Annotated in this window: 18 protein-coding genes and 1 pseudogene; 14 read left to right on the forward strand and 5 right to left on the reverse strand. The window is 33.5% G+C overall.

Annotation, left to right across the window (positions count from 1 at the left end; genetic code table 11):
* The first annotated feature begins 57 nt into the window (after positions 1-57).
* The gene (locus A3SG_RS0104105) at positions 58-408 is read left to right on the forward strand and encodes a hypothetical protein (protein ID WP_016988747.1); all 351 of its coding nucleotides are present in this window, start codon (positions 58-60) and stop codon (positions 406-408) included.
* Between the two features lie 52 nt (positions 409-460).
* Here A3SG_RS0104105 and A3SG_RS19090 read toward each other — a convergent pair.
* Positions 461-1,373: pseudogene (locus tag A3SG_RS19090) on the reverse strand (bifunctional metallophosphatase/5'-nucleotidase).
* A 126-nt stretch (positions 1,374-1,499) separates the two neighbouring features.
* Entirely contained in the window at positions 1,500-2,279 is a 780-nt protein-coding gene (locus A3SG_RS0104115) for a 5'-nucleotidase C-terminal domain-containing protein (RefSeq protein ID WP_016988748.1), read from the reverse strand.
* A 159-nt stretch (positions 2,280-2,438) separates the two neighbouring features.
* Between A3SG_RS0104115 and A3SG_RS22200 the strand changes: the two genes are divergently transcribed.
* The 13 genes from A3SG_RS22200 to A3SG_RS0104180 all read left to right on the forward strand — a co-directional run bounded on the left by A3SG_RS22200 (position 2,439) and on the right by A3SG_RS0104180 (position 15,102).
* Positions 2,439-2,846 carry a DUF6913 domain-containing protein gene (locus A3SG_RS22200; protein ID WP_410500985.1) on the forward strand — a complete coding sequence of 136 codons (408 nt, stop codon included), beginning with the start codon at positions 2,439-2,441 and terminating at the stop codon, positions 2,844-2,846.
* A gap of 6 nt (positions 2,847-2,852) precedes the next feature.
* Positions 2,853-3,734 (forward strand): 4-hydroxy-tetrahydrodipicolinate synthase, encoded by an 882-nt coding sequence (gene dapA / locus A3SG_RS0104125; RefSeq protein ID WP_016988751.1) that lies wholly within the window; start codon positions 2,853-2,855, stop codon positions 3,732-3,734.
* Positions 3,735-3,870: 136 nt separating this feature from the next.
* Positions 3,871-4,665 carry an outer membrane protein assembly factor BamD gene (locus A3SG_RS0104130; RefSeq protein ID WP_016988752.1) on the forward strand — a complete coding sequence of 265 codons (795 nt, stop codon included), beginning with the start codon at positions 3,871-3,873 and terminating at the stop codon, positions 4,663-4,665.
* Positions 4,666-4,673: 8 nt separating this feature from the next.
* Positions 4,674-4,991 (forward strand): DNA-directed RNA polymerase subunit omega, encoded by a 318-nt coding sequence (locus A3SG_RS0104135; RefSeq protein ID WP_016988753.1) that lies wholly within the window; start codon positions 4,674-4,676, stop codon positions 4,989-4,991.
* A gap of 7 nt (positions 4,992-4,998) precedes the next feature.
* Entirely contained in the window at positions 4,999-6,210 is a 1,212-nt protein-coding gene (gene coaBC, locus A3SG_RS0104140; RefSeq protein WP_016988754.1) for a bifunctional phosphopantothenoylcysteine decarboxylase/phosphopantothenate--cysteine ligase CoaBC, read from the forward strand.
* Complete coding sequence (locus tag A3SG_RS0104145) at positions 6,203-7,087, forward strand: DUF4835 family protein (RefSeq protein WP_016988755.1); 885 nt, start codon at positions 6,203-6,205, stop codon at positions 7,085-7,087. The genes coaBC and A3SG_RS0104145 overlap by 8 nt, the downstream gene beginning before the upstream one ends.
* A 55-nt stretch (positions 7,088-7,142) precedes the next feature.
* Positions 7,143-8,795: a DNA repair protein RecN gene (gene recN, locus A3SG_RS0104150; RefSeq protein WP_016988756.1), complete on the forward strand. Its 1,653-nt coding sequence runs from the start codon at positions 7,143-7,145 to the stop codon at positions 8,793-8,795.
* A 91-nt stretch (positions 8,796-8,886) separates the two neighbouring features.
* Entirely contained in the window at positions 8,887-10,077 is a 1,191-nt protein-coding gene (gene fabV, locus A3SG_RS0104155) for an enoyl-ACP reductase FabV (protein ID WP_016988757.1), read from the forward strand.
* Between the two features lie 114 nt (positions 10,078-10,191).
* A complete protein-coding gene (locus tag A3SG_RS0104160; RefSeq protein ID WP_016988758.1) occupies positions 10,192-10,998 on the forward strand; it encodes an enoyl-ACP reductase in 807 nt (268 codons plus the stop codon).
* A 124-nt stretch (positions 10,999-11,122) separates the two neighbouring features.
* Positions 11,123-12,121, forward strand: coding sequence for a glycosyltransferase (locus A3SG_RS0104165; RefSeq protein ID WP_016988759.1), 999 nt, complete (start codon positions 11,123-11,125; stop codon positions 12,119-12,121).
* 2 nt (positions 12,122-12,123) lie between these two features.
* Entirely contained in the window at positions 12,124-12,720 is a 597-nt protein-coding gene (gene coaE / locus A3SG_RS0104170; RefSeq protein WP_016988760.1) for a dephospho-CoA kinase, read from the forward strand.
* 59 nt (positions 12,721-12,779) lie between these two features.
* Positions 12,780-14,363, forward strand: coding sequence for a sensor histidine kinase (locus A3SG_RS0104175; protein WP_016988761.1), 1,584 nt, complete (start codon positions 12,780-12,782; stop codon positions 14,361-14,363).
* A gap of 22 nt (positions 14,364-14,385) precedes the next feature.
* Positions 14,386-15,102 (forward strand): response regulator transcription factor, encoded by a 717-nt coding sequence (locus A3SG_RS0104180; protein ID WP_016988762.1) that lies wholly within the window; start codon positions 14,386-14,388, stop codon positions 15,100-15,102.
* Positions 15,103-15,245: 143 nt separating this feature from the next.
* On the opposite strand, the gene A3SG_RS0104185 is transcribed toward A3SG_RS0104180, so the two are convergent.
* The 3 genes from A3SG_RS0104185 to A3SG_RS0104195 form a co-directional block, all read right to left on the reverse strand.
* The gene (locus tag A3SG_RS0104185; RefSeq protein ID WP_016988763.1) at positions 15,246-15,986 is read right to left on the reverse strand and encodes an acyl-[acyl-carrier-protein] thioesterase; all 741 of its coding nucleotides are present in this window, start codon (positions 15,984-15,986) and stop codon (positions 15,246-15,248) included.
* A gap of 243 nt (positions 15,987-16,229) precedes the next feature.
* Positions 16,230-17,147 (reverse strand): tRNA (adenosine(37)-N6)-dimethylallyltransferase MiaA, encoded by a 918-nt coding sequence (miaA, locus tag A3SG_RS0104190; RefSeq protein WP_016988764.1) that lies wholly within the window; start codon positions 17,145-17,147, stop codon positions 16,230-16,232.
* Positions 17,148-17,303: 156 nt separating this feature from the next.
* Entirely contained in the window at positions 17,304-18,140 is an 837-nt protein-coding gene (locus A3SG_RS0104195) for an ion transporter (protein WP_016988765.1), read from the reverse strand.
* Between the last annotated feature and the right edge of the window lie 20 nt (positions 18,141-18,160).

Raw genomic sequence — 18,160 nt, forward strand, 5'->3', positions numbered from 1 at the left:
TAAAGCGGATAGTCATATTTATTATTATACCGTTTTAGCCAATTTATGAGAAACTAAATGGAAAGAAAAAACCCAGAAATACTATTCAAAACTCATTTCAAAATTTATGTCCTGTTAAAAGACAAAATAGTATTTGAAAGCGAAATCGAAAAACAGCATATTGAATATTATTGTGACATTGAAAATCAACCATTTTTAGAAAGTGGAATTAGATATTTTATTCTAGATCCAGATAGATTCAAACTTGATGGGATTCTCAGAGAGAACAGTATAATTGCTCATACAGAAACAATTCCAACTTCAGATTATCGAGATGGAAAGAAGGCACTGAAATTGTATCTCACAGTTAGCGGAATTGTAGTCGGAATAATGATTTTGATTAGTGTAATAAAGGGTTTGCTAAAATAACATCTTGGATATAAAATCTATTGCTTTATAAAAGAGATGAAAGTGCTAAAATTTAAACCACGATTGCTACTCCTTCAGTTGCTTTTCTTTTATTGGAATCAAAATAAAAATCAATCCGACCAAGGTTAATACCATAACAGCCTACTTGGTTTACTAAAACTTCATTTCCTATGCTGTTTTTTACAACTGTAGGTTTGTCAAGAAAAGTATGTGTGTGTCCACCGATTATCAAGTCGATATCTTTTGTTACCGCCGCCAACTTTAAGTCGTCTATTTTTGTTAGCTCATTTTTATAGTTGTACCCTAAATGCGATAAACAAATAATTAAATCGCATTTTAGTTCGTGCTTTAATATCTTGGTCATTTCCCGTGCTGTTTCGACAGGGTCGTTGTAGACCGTTTCCTGATACATTTTTTTATCTACCAAGCCATCAAGTTCAATTCCAATTCCAAAAACACCTACTTTAATTCCGTTTTTATTGAAAATTTTATAAGGTTTGACTAAGCCATCCATCAGAGTGTTTTTGAAATCATAATTCGCAGATAAGAACTCAAACTTTGCATGTGGCATTTGAGCGTATAAACCAGAAATACCATTGTCAAAATCATGATTCCCTATCGTTGAGGCATCATATTGCATCATGCTCATTAATTTAAATTCTAGCTCGCCTCCATAATAATTAAAATAAGGAGTTCCTTGAAAAATATCACCTGCATCCAGCAACAATACGTTTTTATCTTCTTTTCTTGATTTTTTGAATTAATGCGGCTCTTCTAGCAACACCACCCATATTTGGATTTCTAGGATCATCAGCAGGAAAAGGATCAATATGACTATGGACATCATTGGTGTGCAGTATGGTGATTTTTTTGACATGGAGAGATTCAAAACTACTCAATGACAGCCCTAAACCTAATATTGCAGTAGTTGCGGCCGTTTTCTCTATGAAATCTCTTCTTTTCATTTTTTTCTTTTTTGAAGCTCACTCCCGCTTTCCGCTTCAATCTTTTTAACCGCCTTTTTGGCGGATAAAAAGGATTTTCACTATAATCGGGGCTAGGGCCATAGTTGTTTTAAAAATATTTGGTGCTTATTCGATTGTGATTCGAACAGTATTAATTACAGGAATGCTGTCTACCTCTCTAAAGTAATCAATCAGAATATTTCTTAATTTATAATCCAGATTATAGGTTTGAATTCCTTTATTAAAGAAAGACATATTGTCTCCTCCATTTGCCAAGTAGTCGTTAGTACCTACATAGTATACTTTCTCTTTTTCCACTGGTTTTCCTTGTACAAGTACGTTTTTAGCTTGCTTATTTCTATCAATCGTAAACGTCATCCCAGACAATGGGTGTGGTTGTTTTTCTTTCAGGAAGTAATCTACAATTTCATTAATTTGTTCTCCTTTTAAAGCCACTACTACAAGGCTATTCTCAAACGGCATAATTTTAAAAGCAGTTCTGCTCGTTACGTTTCCCTTTGGAAGGGTAGATCTGATCCCGCCTTGATTGAGTAAACAAATATCAATTTTCTTATTCTCTTTTTTTGTAAAGATAGTATTTCCACGTTTTAGAGTAACATCGGCCATTAAGTTGCCAATGCTTGTTTGCCATTTTCCGATACTTTTGTCTAAAGTCTCAGGGCAATAGGCAAGTACGCTGTCTAAATCTTTTGTTATGTGGTCGCGATACGGTTTTATAAAGTTTTCAATTTCAGGTACTTGTTGCCCTTTTTCTGTAATAGGTAATTGTACACCTTCAATTTGGGTTAACCTCAGTGTTTTATTTCCACAGGATAGAACGAAAAAATATGTTAAGAATATAACAAAAAGTTTGAAAACATCGTTATACTTTTTTAGATTTACCATTTGTTATGGGACTTAATTAATTAATTTTGTAAAGTGGTAAAAATAGAATGTTTTTAAATTATATAAAAGAATTTGCTGCAAAAAAAATATTAAAAAATAGTTTAACAAAATGTAAAAAGCAATTCAATTTCTGGAATAATAAAAACGGTAGGTTTAGTTATCGATCAGCGGTATTTTTTAGAAATAAAAGCTTTAACCACGGAGTTCATTGCTAATGGTATTTTAGAAGAAAATATAGAAGTTATTGTCTACAGAGATACGTTTATAAAAAGTATGAATATGGAATACACTACTTTTGGCTCAAAACATCTAAAGTGGAATTCCGTAATAAACAATCCAGCTCTTAACAATTTTATCGACAAAGATTTTGATTTATTAATAAGTTATTATGAGATTGAGAAGGCGATTTTATTAAGTGTGACTCATAATTCAAAAGCACATTTTAAAGTTGGTTTTTCAGCGATTGATAAAAGATTAAATAATTTGATTATCAATACCGATGCTGTAAATCAGAAGGTTTTTACTCAGGAATTGTTGAGATATTTAAAAATATTAAATAAAATATAATAAAACATGCAAGCATTAATAGGGACGGGTGTTGCTCTTGTGACCCCATTTAACAAGGACTTTTCAATTGATACGGAGGCATTAAGAAGAATAGTAAATTTTTCTGTAGACGGTGGAATTGAGTATCTTGTAATTTTAGGGACAACAGCAGAAAATGCAACACTATCTCAAGACGAAAAGGAGCTGGTTATTAAAACGGTAGTGGACTGCAATAAGGGACGATTGCCCTTAGTATTGGGAGTGGGAGGTAACGATACAAGAAAGATTGTTGAAGAATTACAAACTAGAGATTTTTCCTCTTTTATAGCTATACTCTCCGTTTCTCCATTTTATAATAAACCTACCCAAGAAGGGATATACCAACATTTTAAAGCAATTTCTGAATCCTCGCCGATTCCAGTGATCATTTATAATGTGCCCGGAAGAACAGCAAGTAATATATTGCCTAAGACGGTATTGCGCTTGGCAAATGATTGTAAAAACATTGTAGCCATTAAAGAAGCGGCAGGGGATATGGTTCAAGCCATGCAAATCTTAAAGGATAAGCCAGATGAGTTTCTTGTGATTTCAGGAGATGATATGATCGCTTTACCGATGGTTCTTGCAGGAGGATCAGGGGTAATATCCGTAATAGGACAAGGTTTCCCAAAAGAATTTTCTGAAATGATACGATTGGGCTTAAATCGCAAAGTAGATGAAGCTTATAAAATACAATACCTTTTATCTGATTGTATTGATCTGATTTTTGAACAAGGGAATCCTGCCGGGATCAAACAAGTATTTGATTCATTGGGAATAGCAGATAATTTTGTACGTTTGCCATTAGTCCAGGTGGATGAGTCTTTATGTCAAAGAATAGATCAATTTGTTAAAAATACAGCCAAATAAGTGAACAACGTACCGCTTATTTTTATGCAAAGAAATATTTTGTAGTAGCTAAATTAATAACTAAATTTGCCATCGAAACTTCGGTATGATTTTTTGTGGGGTGTAACTACTCCATAAATCAATTAAAAATATTAAAATGAAAAAAATTATATCTCTATTGCTTCTTACTGCTCTTTTTGTTTCATGTAACGAATATCAAAAAGCATTAAAAAACGATGATGTAGCGGTGAAATTTGACATAGGTACTAAACTATATGAGGCTGGAAAATATAGTAAAGCAATACGACTTTTTGAACAAATCGCTCCTGCTTACAGAGGAAAGCCTCAGGCGGAAAAGTTATTTTACATGTTTGCACAGTCGTATTATAAAACGGAACAGTATTATTTAGCCGGATATCAGTTTGAAAGTTTCGCTTCAGGATATCCTAAAAGTGAAAAAGTACAGGAAGCCGCTTATTTAGGCCCGAAAAGTTATTCTATGCTATCACCGGTTTACAGTTTAGACCAAACTGATACTTACAAAGCCATTGATAAATTACAGGCTTTTATAGATACGTATCCTAATTCTGAGTATTTATCGGAGGCAAATGAAACGGTAAGAGTTTTAAGCGAAAAAATAGAAAAAAAAGTATTTGAAAATGCTAAAGGATACAACACGATATCTGATTATAAATCGGCCCTAGTCGCATTAGATAATTTTATCGCTGATTATCCTGGAACGCCCTACAAAGAAGATGCTTTGTTTTATAAGTTTGATTCGGCATACCAATTAGGAATAAATAGCGTTCCTGCTAAAATGGAAGAACGTTTGAATGTTGCAAAAACAGCCTATACGAGCTTGATCAGATTTAAAGCGGAGACAAAATACAAAAAGACAGCGAACGAAATGTTAGCTAGAGTTGAAGAAGATTTACAAAAATTTACTAAATAAATAAAGTCATGGATTTAAAAAAGACGAATGCGCCGGTAAATACAATAACTTATAATAAAACTGTTATTGAAGAACCTACTGGAAACGTGTATGAAGCGATAACCATTATGGCTAAAAGAGCAAATCAAATCAATTCTGAGATTAAAAAAGAATTGACTGAAAAACTGGAAGAGTTTGCTACGTATAATGATAGTCTTGAAGAAGTTTTTGAAAACAAAGAGCAAATTGAAGTTTCAAAATTCTATGAGAAATTGCCAAAGCCTCATGCTTTAGCCGTTCAAGAATGGTTAGAAGGTAAAATTTATCACAGAGACTCAACTAAATAAAAGTACAATGTCAGTTTTAAGCGGAAAGAAGGTTTTACTAGGAATTTCTGGTGGAATTGCCGCCTATAAAACAGCGTCTTTGGTACGACTCTTCATAAAAGCAGGTGCACATGTCCAAGTGATAATGACACCTGCTTCTAAGGATTTTATAACCCCTCTTACATTATCCACTTTATCTAAAAACCCAGTGCATTCCGCTTTCTTTAATCAAGATGAAGAAAATGAAAAATGGAATAATCATGTGGAGTTAGGACTATGGGCAGATCTAATTCTGATTGCCCCAGCAACAGCAAATACTTTGTCAAAAATGGCACATGGTACTTGCGATAATTTACTAATAGCTGTTTACTTATCTGCTAAGTGTCCTGTTTTTATTGCTCCTGCAATGGATTTAGATATGTACAAGCATCCTTCAACCGTTGCTAGTTTTAAGGCGTTAAAAGACTTCGGGAACACTATAATTCCTGCTGAGAGTGGAGAATTAGCAAGTGGTCTTTCTGGGGAAGGTAGGATGGCAGAACCTTCAACAATCATTCGTTTTTTGGAAGATGATCTAGAAAGTAAACTACCGCTAAAAGGAAAAAAAATACTAATTACGGCGGGTCCCACATACGAGGCAATAGATCCAGTACGATTTATAGGGAATCATTCCTCTGGTAAAATGGGGTTTGATATTGCCAGGAGTGCCGCAAAGTTAGGCGCTTCAGTAATTTTGGTGGCAGGGCCTACCCATTTCACGGTAAATCATTCTTTAATTCAGGTCATCCATGTTGTTTCTGCACAGGAAATGTATGAAGCATGTCATCAGTATTTTGAAGATGTAGATGTTGCTATAGCAGCAGCAGCAGTATCTGATTATAAGCCCAAAAATAGAACTATTCAAAAAATAAAAAAGGCCGAAGATAATTTTGTTATCGAATTCACAAAGACAAAGGACATATTAGCGTCGCTAGGGAATCTAAAGAAAAATCAGTTTTTAATAGGATTTGCTTTAGAAACAGAAAATGAAATCGAAAATGCGAAGGGTAAAATCCAGAAAAAAAACTTAGATTTGATTGTTTTAAATTCTTTACAGGATGACGGAGCAGGTTTTGGAAAACCAACTAACAAAGTTACCTTTATCGACAAGAATTTTAATATTGAACCGATGGAGCTGAAATCGAAAGAAGCAGTTGCTGATGATATATTAAATAAAGTAATAGCAAATTTTCATGAATAAGATATTTATCATTTTCTTACTATTATCAGTTGGCTTTACTCAAGCACAGCAGCTAAATTGTACAGTAACGGTAAATTCAGAGACATTAGGTAATGCCAATTTACAGGTTTTCAAAACTCTCGAAACATCACTGAATGAATTTATAAACAAAACAGATTGGAATGGCCAAATAATGAAGCAGAGTGAAAAAATTAATTGCTCCATGTATATTACGATCTTATCAAATAATGCAGATCAGTTTACGGCAACTTTACAAGTACAGTCTTCAAGACCCATCTACAATTCATCCTATTCATCACCAGTGCTAAATTACAACGATAAAGACTTTAGTTTTAGGTATACTGAATTTGAGAATTTACTTTTTAATCCAACGGTATTCGAATCGAATCTGGTTTCTGTAATTTCTTTTTACAGCTATGTTATATTAGGAATGGATCAGGATACTTTTTTACTTGAATCAGGAAATCCTAATTTTGAAATAGCACAAAATATTACAGATGTAGCGCAACAAAGTAGCTATAAAGGTTGGAGTCAAATTGACGGAAATCAAAATCGTTATTTCCTGATCAATGATATGTTATCTGGTTCATTTTCAGCAGTACGTAAAACAGCATTCGATTATCATTCTGGTTTAGACCTAATGGCAAAAGATTTAAAATCTGCCAAAGAGAGAATCAAAATATCGTTAATAGATTTAGCTAAACTAAATTCTTCTAAACCCAATGCGTTTTTGACGCGCATCTTCTTCGATGCAAAATCAGATGAAATTCTTTCCGTTTTTTCAGGAGGGCCAAGTATTACTGTGTCGGATTTAATAAATAGTTTAAATAGAACTTCTCCTTTGAACGCAAGCAAATGGGAAATGATTAAATACTAAATTTATTAATTAATTTTTCAATAAATTTAAATCTTCATAATAAAAAACACCATCAATGATAACCACTCTATCGATAAAAAACTATGCATTAATAGAAAAATTAAGCATAGATTTTTCAAAAGGCTTTTCAATTATTACAGGAGAAACGGGTGCTGGTAAATCAATTATATTAGGTGCTTTGGGACTAGTTTTAGGTAAAAGAGCTGACCTGACTTCTTTAAAGAATAAAGAAGAAAAATGTATTATCGAAGCGCATTTTGAAATCTCAAAATACAATTTATCTCCTTTTTTCGAAAGCAATGAATTAGATTATGAAACGGTCACCATTGTTAGGCGTGAAATTCTTCCGTCTGGAAAATCTAGGGCATTTATTAATGATAGCCCTGTCAACTTACAAATATTACAAGAGTTAAGTTTGTTTTTGATAGACATTCATTCGCAACAACAAACACGAGAACTGTCCGACGAGAATGTTCAGTTTGATATTATTGACGCTATAGCTGACAATGTAGAGAACATTCAAGAGTATCAAGCGCTTCTAAAAAGTTATAAAGCAGATAAAACGAAGTTAAATTCGCTTATAAAAAAGCAAGGAGAGTCGTTAAAAGAACAGGAGTATCATAGTTTTCTATTGAATGAATTGGTTGAAGCAAACTTAAAGTCAGGCGAACAAGAGGTCCTTGAAGATGATTTTGAAAAGTTAAATAATGTCGAGACTATAAAAGAGTCACTAGATAAGTCTTTGGCTGTCGCTAATGAAGAGCAAATAGGAGTTCTAAATAATCTAAAAGAAATTAAAGCTTCTTTGCAAAAAATAGCTGGTTTTTCGACAGATTACAATTTGCTTTTAGATAGAGTTACAAGTGTTGCAATAGAATTTGATGATATTTCGGATGAATTGAGCCGATGCTCTGATAAACTAATTAATGATCCAGTGCAGTTGGATCGCATTGGTCAGCAGCTGCAACTTATTTACAATTTGCAGAAGAAACATCAGGTGTCGACTGTCGATGAATTATTAGAAATTCAAGTCCAATTAGAAAATTCAGTTTTTGAACTTGGGAATTTAGAGGCAGAAATCGAGAAACTTACTCAAGCAATTCAGAGAAAAGTAGAATTGTTAGACAATCAGGCAACAACTATTAATGATAAACGTCTGGAAGCAATTCCGATTTTGACTCAAAAATTAATTGTTATTTTAGATACATTAGGAATGCCTAATGTTCGCTTTGATATTCAAGTGAAACAATCAGATACTTATTATCCCAATGGAAAAGACGAAATCCAATTTTTATTTTCGGCTAATAAAGGAACTGATTTCGGAATATTGAAAAAAGTGGCTTCTGGTGGTGAAATGAGTCGTATTATGCTTGCCGTAAAAGCAATATTAGCGCAATATTCTAAATTACCAACATTGATTTTTGACGAAATTGATACTGGTGTCTCTGGAGAAATAGCTATTAAAATGGGGGAGATTATGAAAGAAATGAGTCAAACCATGCAAATTTTTGCCATTACTCACTTACCGCAAATTGCAGCAAAAGGGAATGCCCATTTCAAAGTGTCCAAATCAACGGTAGGCGAGGATACGCAGTCTGAGTTAAAACTCTTGACAGACGAGGATCGTGTCATTGAAATTGCCCAAATGTTATCAGGAGCAGTAGTTTCAGATTCGGCCCTAAATCACGCTAAAGCCTTGCTGAAGTAGTTTTTTGGGTTATATTTGTACTATTTGACAACAAGAATAAAAATTTTACAAATAAATTGAAATAGTAAATCAACGATTAAACGATATTAAAATGATTATAGAACCAAGAATGAGAGGATTTATTTGTTTGACAGCGCACCCAGATGGATGCGAACAAAACATTAAAAATCAAATTGAATACATTAAATCAAAAGGAGCAATAAATGGTGCTAAAAAAGTATTAGTAATTGGTGCTTCGACAGGTTTTGGATTAGCTTCAAGAATTTCTAGTGCTTTTGGATCAGATGCAGCTACTATTGGTGTTTTTTTTGAAAAACCACCTACAGCTGGAAGAACAGCTTCACCAGGCTGGTACAACTCGGCAGCTTTTGAAAAAGAAGCCCAAAAAGCAGGTTTGTATGCTAAAAGTGTCAACGGAGATGCTTTTTCTGATGAAATAAAAAAACAAACGTTAGATCTTATAAAAACCGATTTAGGACAAGTAGATTTAGTAATTTATAGTTTAGCTTCTCCGGTGCGTAAGCATCCTGTAACCGGTGTTTTGCATCGCTCTGTTTTAAAGCCGATTGGAACTACGTTTACTAATAAAACTGTAGATTTCCATTCGGGTAAGGTATCAGGAATCTCTATCGAGCCATCCAGTGGTGGTGATATTGAAAATACTGTAGCTGTAATGGGCGGAGAAGACTGGAAAATGTGGATGGATGCCTTAAAAGCAGAAAATCTATTGGCTCCGGGTGCAACAACTGTCGCTTATTCTTATATCGGACCTGCATTGACTGAAGCTGTTTATAGAAAAGGAACTATTGGTCGTGCTAAAGATGATTTAGAAGCTACTGCCTTCACGATCACTGACAGCCTAGCTGATATTAACGGGAAAGCTTATGTTTCTGTAAATAAAGCCCTAGTAACACAAGCAAGTTCAGCGATACCAGTTATTCCTTTGTATATTTCTTTATTGTATAAAATAATGAAAGAAGAAGGTATTCACGAAGGCTGTATTGAACAAATTCAACGTTTGTACGCTGATAGATTGTTCTCTGGTGCAGCAATTGCAACAGATGAAAAAGGAAGAATTCGTGTTGACGATTTGGAAATGCGTCCTGATGTTCAAGAGAGAATAGCTAAATTATGGCAAGAAGCTACTACAGAGAATCTAGCTGAGTTAGGTGATTTAGATGGGTATAGAAGTGATTTTCATAATCTTTTTGGATTTGGATTTGTAGGTGTAGACTACAAAGCAGAAACAAACGAAATGGTGGGTGTTGAGAGTATTAAATAATACTAAATAACTGCAACCAATTTTTATAAAACACTTTAATTTCGTATTGGTTTATCCCTTTAGGAATTAAGGTGTTTTTTTATTTTAAACAGAATACTTTAATTAGCGATTACTATGTATAATTTATTGAAAGGAAAAAGAGGAATTATTTTTGGCGCTTTGGATGAAAATTCAATAGCATGGAAAACGGCAGAAAAAGTACATGAGGAGGGAGGTATTTTTGTTTTGTCAAATGCTCCTGCTTCCATACGCATGGGCTCCATTGTCGAGTTGGGTCAAAAAACGGGCTCACAAATCATTCCTGCTGACGCGACATCAGTTGCTGATTTAGAGAATTTAGTGAACCAAGCTGTTACAATTCTTGGAGGTAAGATAGATTTTGTTTTGCATTCTATCGGAATGTCTGTAAATGTTAGAAAAGGAAATCATTATACAAATCAGAATTACGACTACACCGAAAAGGGATGGAATGTATCAGCCGTTTCTTTTCATAAAGTCATGCAGGTGTTGTATAAAAAAGATGCCATGAACGAGTGGGGAAGTATTGTTGCTTTGTCTTACATGGCAGCACAGCGCGTTTTTCCGGATTATAATGACATGGCAGACAATAAAGCGTACTTGGAGTCGATTGCCCGTAGTTTTGGCTATTTTTTCGGAAGAGATAAAAAAGTAAGGGTAAATACAATTTCCCAATCACCAACGGTTACTAAGGCGGGTCAAGCTGTTAAAGGGTTTAATGGTTTTATTTCATTTGCCGATAAAATGTCACCTCTAGGTAATGCAACAGCTTTAGATTGCGCTAATTATACGGTTTCTATGTTTTCAGATTTAACAAAAATGGTAACGCTTCAAAATCTTTTGCATGATGGGGGATTCTCTAATATGGGAGTGAGTCAGGAAGTAGTGGAAATGTTTGAATAACGAAAAAAAGCTTACTTAAATTATATGCAAAACCATCAATTACTAGTTGATGGTTTTTTTATTGAGATAGCATATCTTTGTTAAAAATTTACCCTAATCGTATAATTAATTCCCCTCCAAGAATATGTTTTTTTCTTTAATTATTCCTGTTTACAATAGACCAGAAGAAGTGGATGAACTATTAGAAAGTTTATCAAGATCAGATTACAATCAAGATTTTGAAGTGGTGATTATAGAAGATGGCTCGTCAGTGAAATGCGAAGATGTAGTTCAGAAATATGACAGTAAAATGACCATTTCCTATTATTACAAAGACAATTCTGGGCCCGGTGATTCTAGGAATTATGGAATGAAAAAAGCCAAAGGAGATTACTTTATTATTTTTGATTCTGATTGCATTATTCCGCAGGAATATCTTATCGAAGTAGATAGAGCTTTAAAAGGAAATTTCGTAGATTGCTTTGGAGGTCCTGATCGAGCACTTGATAGCTTTTCAGACATACAAAAGGCAATCAACTTTGCCATGACTTCGTTTCTGACAACGGGAGGAATACGAGGCGGTTCTGAAAAGATAGATAAATTCCAACCAAGAAGCTTTAATATGGGATTGTCCAGAAAAGCTTTTGAAGCATCAAATGGCTTTGGAAACATACATCCTGGAGAAGATCCGGATTTATCTATCCGATTGTGGAATTTAGGTTTTGAAACCAAGCTCTTCTTAAATGCGTATGTATATCATAAGAGAAGGATTGATTGGGATAAGTTTTCAGTGCAAGTTAATAAATTTGGTAAAGCAAGGCCGATACTTAATAGTTGGTATCCCCAGTATAATAAGTTGACGTTCTTTTTTCCGTCCGTTTTCATTATTGGGTTTGCTTTAGCAGTACTGCTGCTGGTTTTCAATTTTGACGTATTACTTAAACTGTATTTTATCTATTTTTTGGCGCTTTTTTTGGTCGCTACGTATCAAAATAAAAACATTAAAATTGGCTATTTATCGGTAGTAGCCGTTTGGAAACAATTTTATGGTTACGGAGTAGGGTTTATAGAATCGTTCGTTAAAATTATTATTCTGAAAAAGAAGCCTCAAAATGCTTTTCCTGAATTATTTTTTAAAGTGTAATTATGACTAAAATTATAGGTTTAACGGGCGGTATAGGTAGTGGAAAAACCATGATTGCAAATCATTTTCAATCTTTGGGGATTGCTGTTTATATAGCAGATGATGAAGCAAGGAAAATTATGCAGACTGCTGAAGTTGTAGATGCTATTAAGGAAACATTTGGAGTGGCTCTTTTTGAAGGTGCTATTTTAAAAAGGGACAGACTGGCTGAAATAGTATTTAACGACCCAGAAAAATTGCAGCTGCTCAATTCGATTGTACATCCTGCTGTTAAAAGGCATTTTAAGCAATGGCTCCTGGAACATAAAGAGTGTTCTATTGTAATTTATGAAGCAGCTATTTTATTTGAAAGTGGGAATTATAAGGACTTTGACTCAATTATATCGGTAACAGCGCCCTTGGAATCAAGAATTCAAAGAGTGATTGAGCGAGATAAAACGACGCGAGATCAGGTTTTAGGGAGAATAAATTCGCAATGGACTGATGAACAGCGTGTTTCAAAAAGTGATTATGTAATTTTAAACATTGATTCTAAAATTGCTAAAAAGAAAACGGAAGAAATTCTTAAAATTTTGAGGATAAAACAAAATGATTCTTAAATGTTAATGTTTGGTTAATAGATTATCATTCATATTGTTAAAATGCTAATTTTGGAACGATGAATAAAATTTTTTTTAGATTATTGGTGGTGTTGATGAGCTTATCTTTGATAGGAATAATTTTAGTTCAGGTATATTGGTTCAATACTTCATTCAAAAATAATGATGAACAGTTTAAGTTTCATGTAACGGAGGTTGTTGGTAATGTTGCCGCTAAGCTTCAAAAGCAAGAAGCTTATAGTTTTTATGATAAATACAATCATTATAAAGATAGTACCGGTAAAATTCCTCAAAAAGATGATTTATTAGAGTTTTATTATGTTCAAAAAAATCCAAGGACTAATAAAACAATCGTTTATTCAAACAGTATTATATCGGAAGATTACAAAATATCTTCTACGTTCTTTGATAAAAAATTTAATAGCGAAAAATTTAAAAATTTTAATTCTAAGCGGGTAACGGAGGTTTATAACAATAATACAATTGATAAATCTAATATACAGCAAAGCCTAACACCAGATGTAAAAATTGAAAAGTCAGGAAATTTAGATGTTTTAGATAATGCTCAATTTGAAATTTTCTTTAAAGATATAGCGTCAGCTATGCCAATTCAAGAACGGGTTTCAGCGGAGACATTACAGAAACTTATAAAAAAAGAATTAGAGGTATCTGGTGTGAAAACAAAGTTTGAATTCGGAATATATAACAATGGTTTGGCCACTATAATTAAGTCAGATGATTTTAAATATGATAAGGAAGCTACTTATACAATTCCAATTTTCACGGATAATGAAGGGAATGAAAAATACAAATTATTAGTAACTTTTCCGCAAAAGAAAAAATTCCTGTTGTCTGAATTAGTAAGCATAACCGTATTATCAATCATTTTTACTTTAATTATTATTGTGGCTTATTCAAGTGCATTGAATCAATTGATACGCCAACGTCAAATTTCTGAAATAAAAACGGATTTCATTAATAACATGACACATGAGTTTAAAACACCGATAGCCACTATCAATTTGGCACTGGACGCTATTAAAAATCCGAAAATAATTGATGATAAGGAAAAAGTCTTCAAATATCTGCAGATGATTCGTGATGAAAATAAACGAATGCATGCTCAGGTTGAAAACGTTTTAAGAATTTCTAAACTTGAGAAAAAAGAGCTTGACATAGAAAAAGAATCAAGTAATGTGGAAGAAGTTGTAATCGACGCAATTGAACACGTTAATTTAATTCTTGAAGATAGAGAAGGACAGATTACTACTCATTTTGATGCGAGTAGAACGACGGTTTTGATGAATGATGTGCATTTTACAAATGTAATCGTGAATGTCTTAGAAAATGCAATTAAATACTCTCCTGATGTCCCTAATATTAATGTTTACACAGAAAATATTAAAGATATGATTCTTATTAAGGTACAGGATAAAGGATTAGGAATGAGTAAAATAGCACAAAAAAGAGTTTTTGAAAAATTTTACAGAGAACATACTGGCAATATTCACAATGTAAAAGGCCATGGTTTAGGTTTAGCTTACGTGAAAAGGATTGTAGAAGATCATCACGGTCAGGTGTATGTAGAAAGCGAGAAAGGGAAAGGGAGTACCTTCATAATAAAATTACCCTTGATAAATTGAAATACCACTAATAAAATATACTATGGAAAATATAAATAAAAGAATACTTTTAGTAGAAGACGACCTTAATTTTGGTGCAGTACTTAAAGATTATTTAATGCTAAATGATTTTGACGTTACTTTAGCCAAGAATGGTATGGAAGGTTTTGAAAAATTCAAAAAAGACATCTATGATTTGTGCATTCTTGATGTAATGATGCCTTATAAAGATGGGTATACTTTAGCGAAGGAAATAAGAGAAAAAAATAGTGAAGTACCTATTATATTCCTTACTGCAAAATCGATGAAAGAAGATGTCTTAAAAGGATATAAGGCGGGAGCTGATGATTATTTGAACAAACCTTTTGATTCAGAAGTATTATTGATGAAGATAAAAGCGATAATTCAAAGAAAGTCTTCTGACACTAAAGCAGAACAGGTTCAACATGAATTTAATATTGGCAAATTTCACCTTAATTCAAAATTGAGGTTCTTGACTTTTAACGGTGAAGAACCTATTAAATTATCTCCAAAAGAGAATGAGTTATTGAAAATGTTGATTCTTCATGAGAACGATTTAATGCCAAGAGAATTAGCTTTAACAAAAATTTGGAGGGACGATAACTATTTCACGTCTAGAAGTATGGATGTGTACATCGCTAAGTTAAGAAAATACCTTAAATTAGATGAAAACGTTGAAATTCTGAACATTCACGGTGAAGGGTTTAGATTAGTTGTCAAAAATAAAGTAGAAAAGTAAAATAAAAAAGGCTCCGAGAAATTGGAGCCTTTTTTTGATTTATTGTCAAATCTTAAAGAGGAGACACTAACTTTTTATTCTTTGCAGTAAACATAACTAGTTCTACTTTTAATAGATTTAGTATTCCGCAGAAATAATATCTTTTATTTCCAGTTTAACTTTAAAGCGAAACAGGTTTTATCTTCTTTTGTTATGCTAAATATGGTAGACACTTCAGAGAAGTTTTCATGAATTACTACCTTATCTTTCAAGGAGAGTTCTTTCATAAAATTCATTTCAAAACTATCCAGTTTTTCATTCAGAATCGATTTTTCGTCAACATGGTCTAGACACCATTCTAGGTATTTTACATTGTTAACATGATTGACAATATCTAAATCGGATAAGTATACCACTTTTTCAAAAACCATTTCCTTCTCTGGATTGATTGTTATTTTTGAAAAGCTTTCTTGCGTTGGTTTTTTTTCTGGATACAGTTCGATATGCTCATAAGGTAAGGCTAATGCTTCTGGTCGGCGCTTGTCAGTATTAAAAACAGCCCAAAATGTAGTAGATCCTATTATTTTAGTTCCGTTTACGTGCATTTCCAACGCACGTACAGATCGAGATTTTTCGAGGCTATTAACCCATGTTTTTATCGTTACGATATCTCTCCATTTGGGTAATTCAGTAATTTCCACACGCATTTTGCTCAAAACCCAAGCTTGACTAAATTCCTGCATGTCTGAAAAACTGATGCCCCCCATATCAGAATGTGCTGCTGCTGTCAATTGCAGCATATTGCACAAGTCAGTATATTTTAAATAGCCATTAGGCATGCATTGCGTGAAATTGATTTCCCAGTCTTTGCTAAAAACAGAAGTGAAATTTGGAGCTAATGGCATAGTAGATTTAATATTTTAGATTAACGATTTTAGATTTTTATTTTTTAAGTAGGGATAAAATAGACGAATATTTACTGCTATTATAATCAGTACAATAAGACCCAAAAAAAATTACTTTTTATGTGTACGTTTTAAAGAAAGTTGCGATATTTTCAATTTTAAACCTACACAATATAGGATAATTAAATAAGTTGTTAAAAGTAAAAATAGGATTTTACCAATTGACTTTAAGTCCATAGTGGTTTATTTTCTGGAATTAATATAGCTGATAATTGTTGCGTAGGGGGTTTCTAAATTAAACCATTTTGTGTTTTCATCTCTTTTGAACCAGGTGAGTTGCCGCTTAGCAAAACGTCTAGTGTTTTTCTTGATTTCTTCGACGGCAAATTCTAAGGTGAAATCTCCGTTGAGATAGCTGAACAATTCTCTATAACCAACAGTTTGCAGGGCGTTCAATTCTTTGTTTGAATATAATCCCTTGGCTTCTGCATATAAACCTTCGTTCATCATGATGTCGACGCGTTGGTTGATTCTGTTATACATTACACTTCTTTCCGCTTCAAGGCCTATGATAATAGGTGTGAAGTCGCGTTGGATTTGTTTTTGGTTTAAAAAGGAGGAATAGGGCTGTCCTGCACCGATACAAACTTCTACAAAGCGCATCATGCGTTGCGGGTTTTGTAAGGTTTGTGGATTTTCATTAGTTAATTTTTCAAAATATGCCAAATCGAGCGTTTCTAATTGTTGCTGCAGATATACGATTCCTAGTTTTTCATATTGCATAATTACGGCGTCCCGTACTGCATTATTTATTTCAGGGAAATCATCAAAGCCTTTTAAAACAGCATTTACATACAAGCCAGAACCACCAACTAGTATTACATAGTCATGCGTCAAAAATAGCGTCTCTATTTTTTTAATGGCTTCTTTTTCAAATTCACCAACAGTGTAGTTCTCAAATATCGATTTATTTTGAATAAAATGATGTGGAGCAGCATCTAGTTCGGTAGCGTTAGGAACTGCCGTTCCAATTGTCATTTCCTTGAAAAATTGACGGCTGTCACAGGAAATAATTTCGCAATTCAATTGATTAGCCAAAACAAGACTTAATGAAGTTTTCCCGATACCTGTGGGACCTACAATGGTAATTAGTTGTTTCATATTTGTTTTTAGCCCGGATAGTAACGTAAACCCCGGATGACTGCAAGTTAGCAATTCTCGACGTAAAAGAGCGCTTTTTTAAGCTCCTTTTATGTCTTAGAAATACAACTTGAGGGAGGAGGAGCTGCAGTGAATAGCTGGAGATAGCTTCAAGGATTACTTACTGTCAAAGGAATGTCCGCAATGAGGGCAAAAATTAGCATTTTCTGGATAATCTTCGGTACCGCATCCAGTGCAAGGCTCTTGGTCCATTGCCATTTTATCTTTTGTTCTCTTGGCAATTTCAGCAGTAACGATACCTGTAGGTACCGCAATGATTCCATATCCCAAAATCATGACAAAAGAAGCAATAAATTGACCTAATGGAGTTCCAGGAGATATGTCTCCATAACCAACAGTTGTCAATGTTACTATTGTCCAATAGATACTGGCGGGAATACTAGTAAAACCGCTTTCTTTGCCTTCTACAACATACATTATAGAACCAATAATGATGGTGCTGATCAAGACAAAGTATATAAAAACTATAATTTTCCCTTTACTGGCTTTGATGGCTTGTTTTAGCTGCAAGGATTGACTTGTAAATTGTGGGTGATTTAGTATTTTGAATAATCGCAATAATCGTAAGGAACGAACGACGGTCATAATACTGGTTCCTAGAAAGAAAATCGACAAATACATGGGGAGAACAGCTAATAAATCAATGATGCCATAGAAACTGGAAACGTATTTCCAAGGTCTATTAATTGAAATGATTCTAAAAATATATTCGATGGTAAATAATACGGTGATAATCCATTCGAGAAGTACAAGATAAGAATGGTATTTTAAATCAAATTCAGCAACGGTTTCCATCATTACTAAAACAACACTCAACAAAATAAGGGCAAGGAGAATTAAATCGAATAAGCGACCTGCTTTCGTGTTTGTTCCATGGATTATTTCATTTGCTTTCTGTCTAAAGCGCTCATATTTTGATTGTAATTCAGGCATAAGCATTGGATAAATTAGAT

Origin of the sequence: Flavobacterium sp. ACAM 123 (assembly GCF_000264055.1) — a bacterium.
In the GTDB taxonomy this organism is placed as follows: Bacteria; Bacteroidota; Bacteroidia; order Flavobacteriales; family Flavobacteriaceae; genus Flavobacterium.

Coding starts and splice junctions, on each gene's coding strand:
- A3SG_RS0104105 (WP_016988747.1), top strand. CDS start 58: ATGGAAAGAAAAAACCCAGAAATACTATTCAAAACTCATTTCAAAATT.
- A3SG_RS0104115 (WP_016988748.1), bottom strand. CDS start 2,279: ATGGTAAATCTAAAAAAGTATAACGATGTTTTCAAACTTTTTGTTATA.
- dapA (WP_016988751.1), top strand. CDS start 2,853: ATGCAAGCATTAATAGGGACGGGTGTTGCTCTTGTGACCCCATTTAAC.
- A3SG_RS0104130 (WP_016988752.1), top strand. CDS start 3,871: ATGAAAAAAATTATATCTCTATTGCTTCTTACTGCTCTTTTTGTTTCA.
- A3SG_RS0104135 (WP_016988753.1), top strand. CDS start 4,674: ATGGATTTAAAAAAGACGAATGCGCCGGTAAATACAATAACTTATAAT.
- coaBC (WP_016988754.1), top strand. CDS start 4,999: ATGTCAGTTTTAAGCGGAAAGAAGGTTTTACTAGGAATTTCTGGTGGA.
- A3SG_RS0104145 (WP_016988755.1), top strand. CDS start 6,203: ATGAATAAGATATTTATCATTTTCTTACTATTATCAGTTGGCTTTACT.
- recN (WP_016988756.1), top strand. CDS start 7,143: ATGATAACCACTCTATCGATAAAAAACTATGCATTAATAGAAAAATTA.
- fabV (WP_016988757.1), top strand. CDS start 8,887: ATGATTATAGAACCAAGAATGAGAGGATTTATTTGTTTGACAGCGCAC.
- A3SG_RS0104160 (WP_016988758.1), top strand. CDS start 10,192: ATGTATAATTTATTGAAAGGAAAAAGAGGAATTATTTTTGGCGCTTTG.
- A3SG_RS0104165 (WP_016988759.1), top strand. CDS start 11,123: ATGTTTTTTTCTTTAATTATTCCTGTTTACAATAGACCAGAAGAAGTG.
- coaE (WP_016988760.1), top strand. CDS start 12,124: ATGACTAAAATTATAGGTTTAACGGGCGGTATAGGTAGTGGAAAAACC.
- A3SG_RS0104175 (WP_016988761.1), top strand. CDS start 12,780: ATGAATAAAATTTTTTTTAGATTATTGGTGGTGTTGATGAGCTTATCT.
- A3SG_RS0104180 (WP_016988762.1), top strand. CDS start 14,386: ATGGAAAATATAAATAAAAGAATACTTTTAGTAGAAGACGACCTTAAT.
- A3SG_RS0104185 (WP_016988763.1), bottom strand. CDS start 15,986: ATGCCATTAGCTCCAAATTTCACTTCTGTTTTTAGCAAAGACTGGGAA.
- miaA (WP_016988764.1), bottom strand. CDS start 17,147: ATGAAACAACTAATTACCATTGTAGGTCCCACAGGTATCGGGAAAACT.
- A3SG_RS0104195 (WP_016988765.1), bottom strand. CDS start 18,140: ATGCCTGAATTACAATCAAAATATGAGCGCTTTAGACAGAAAGCAAAT.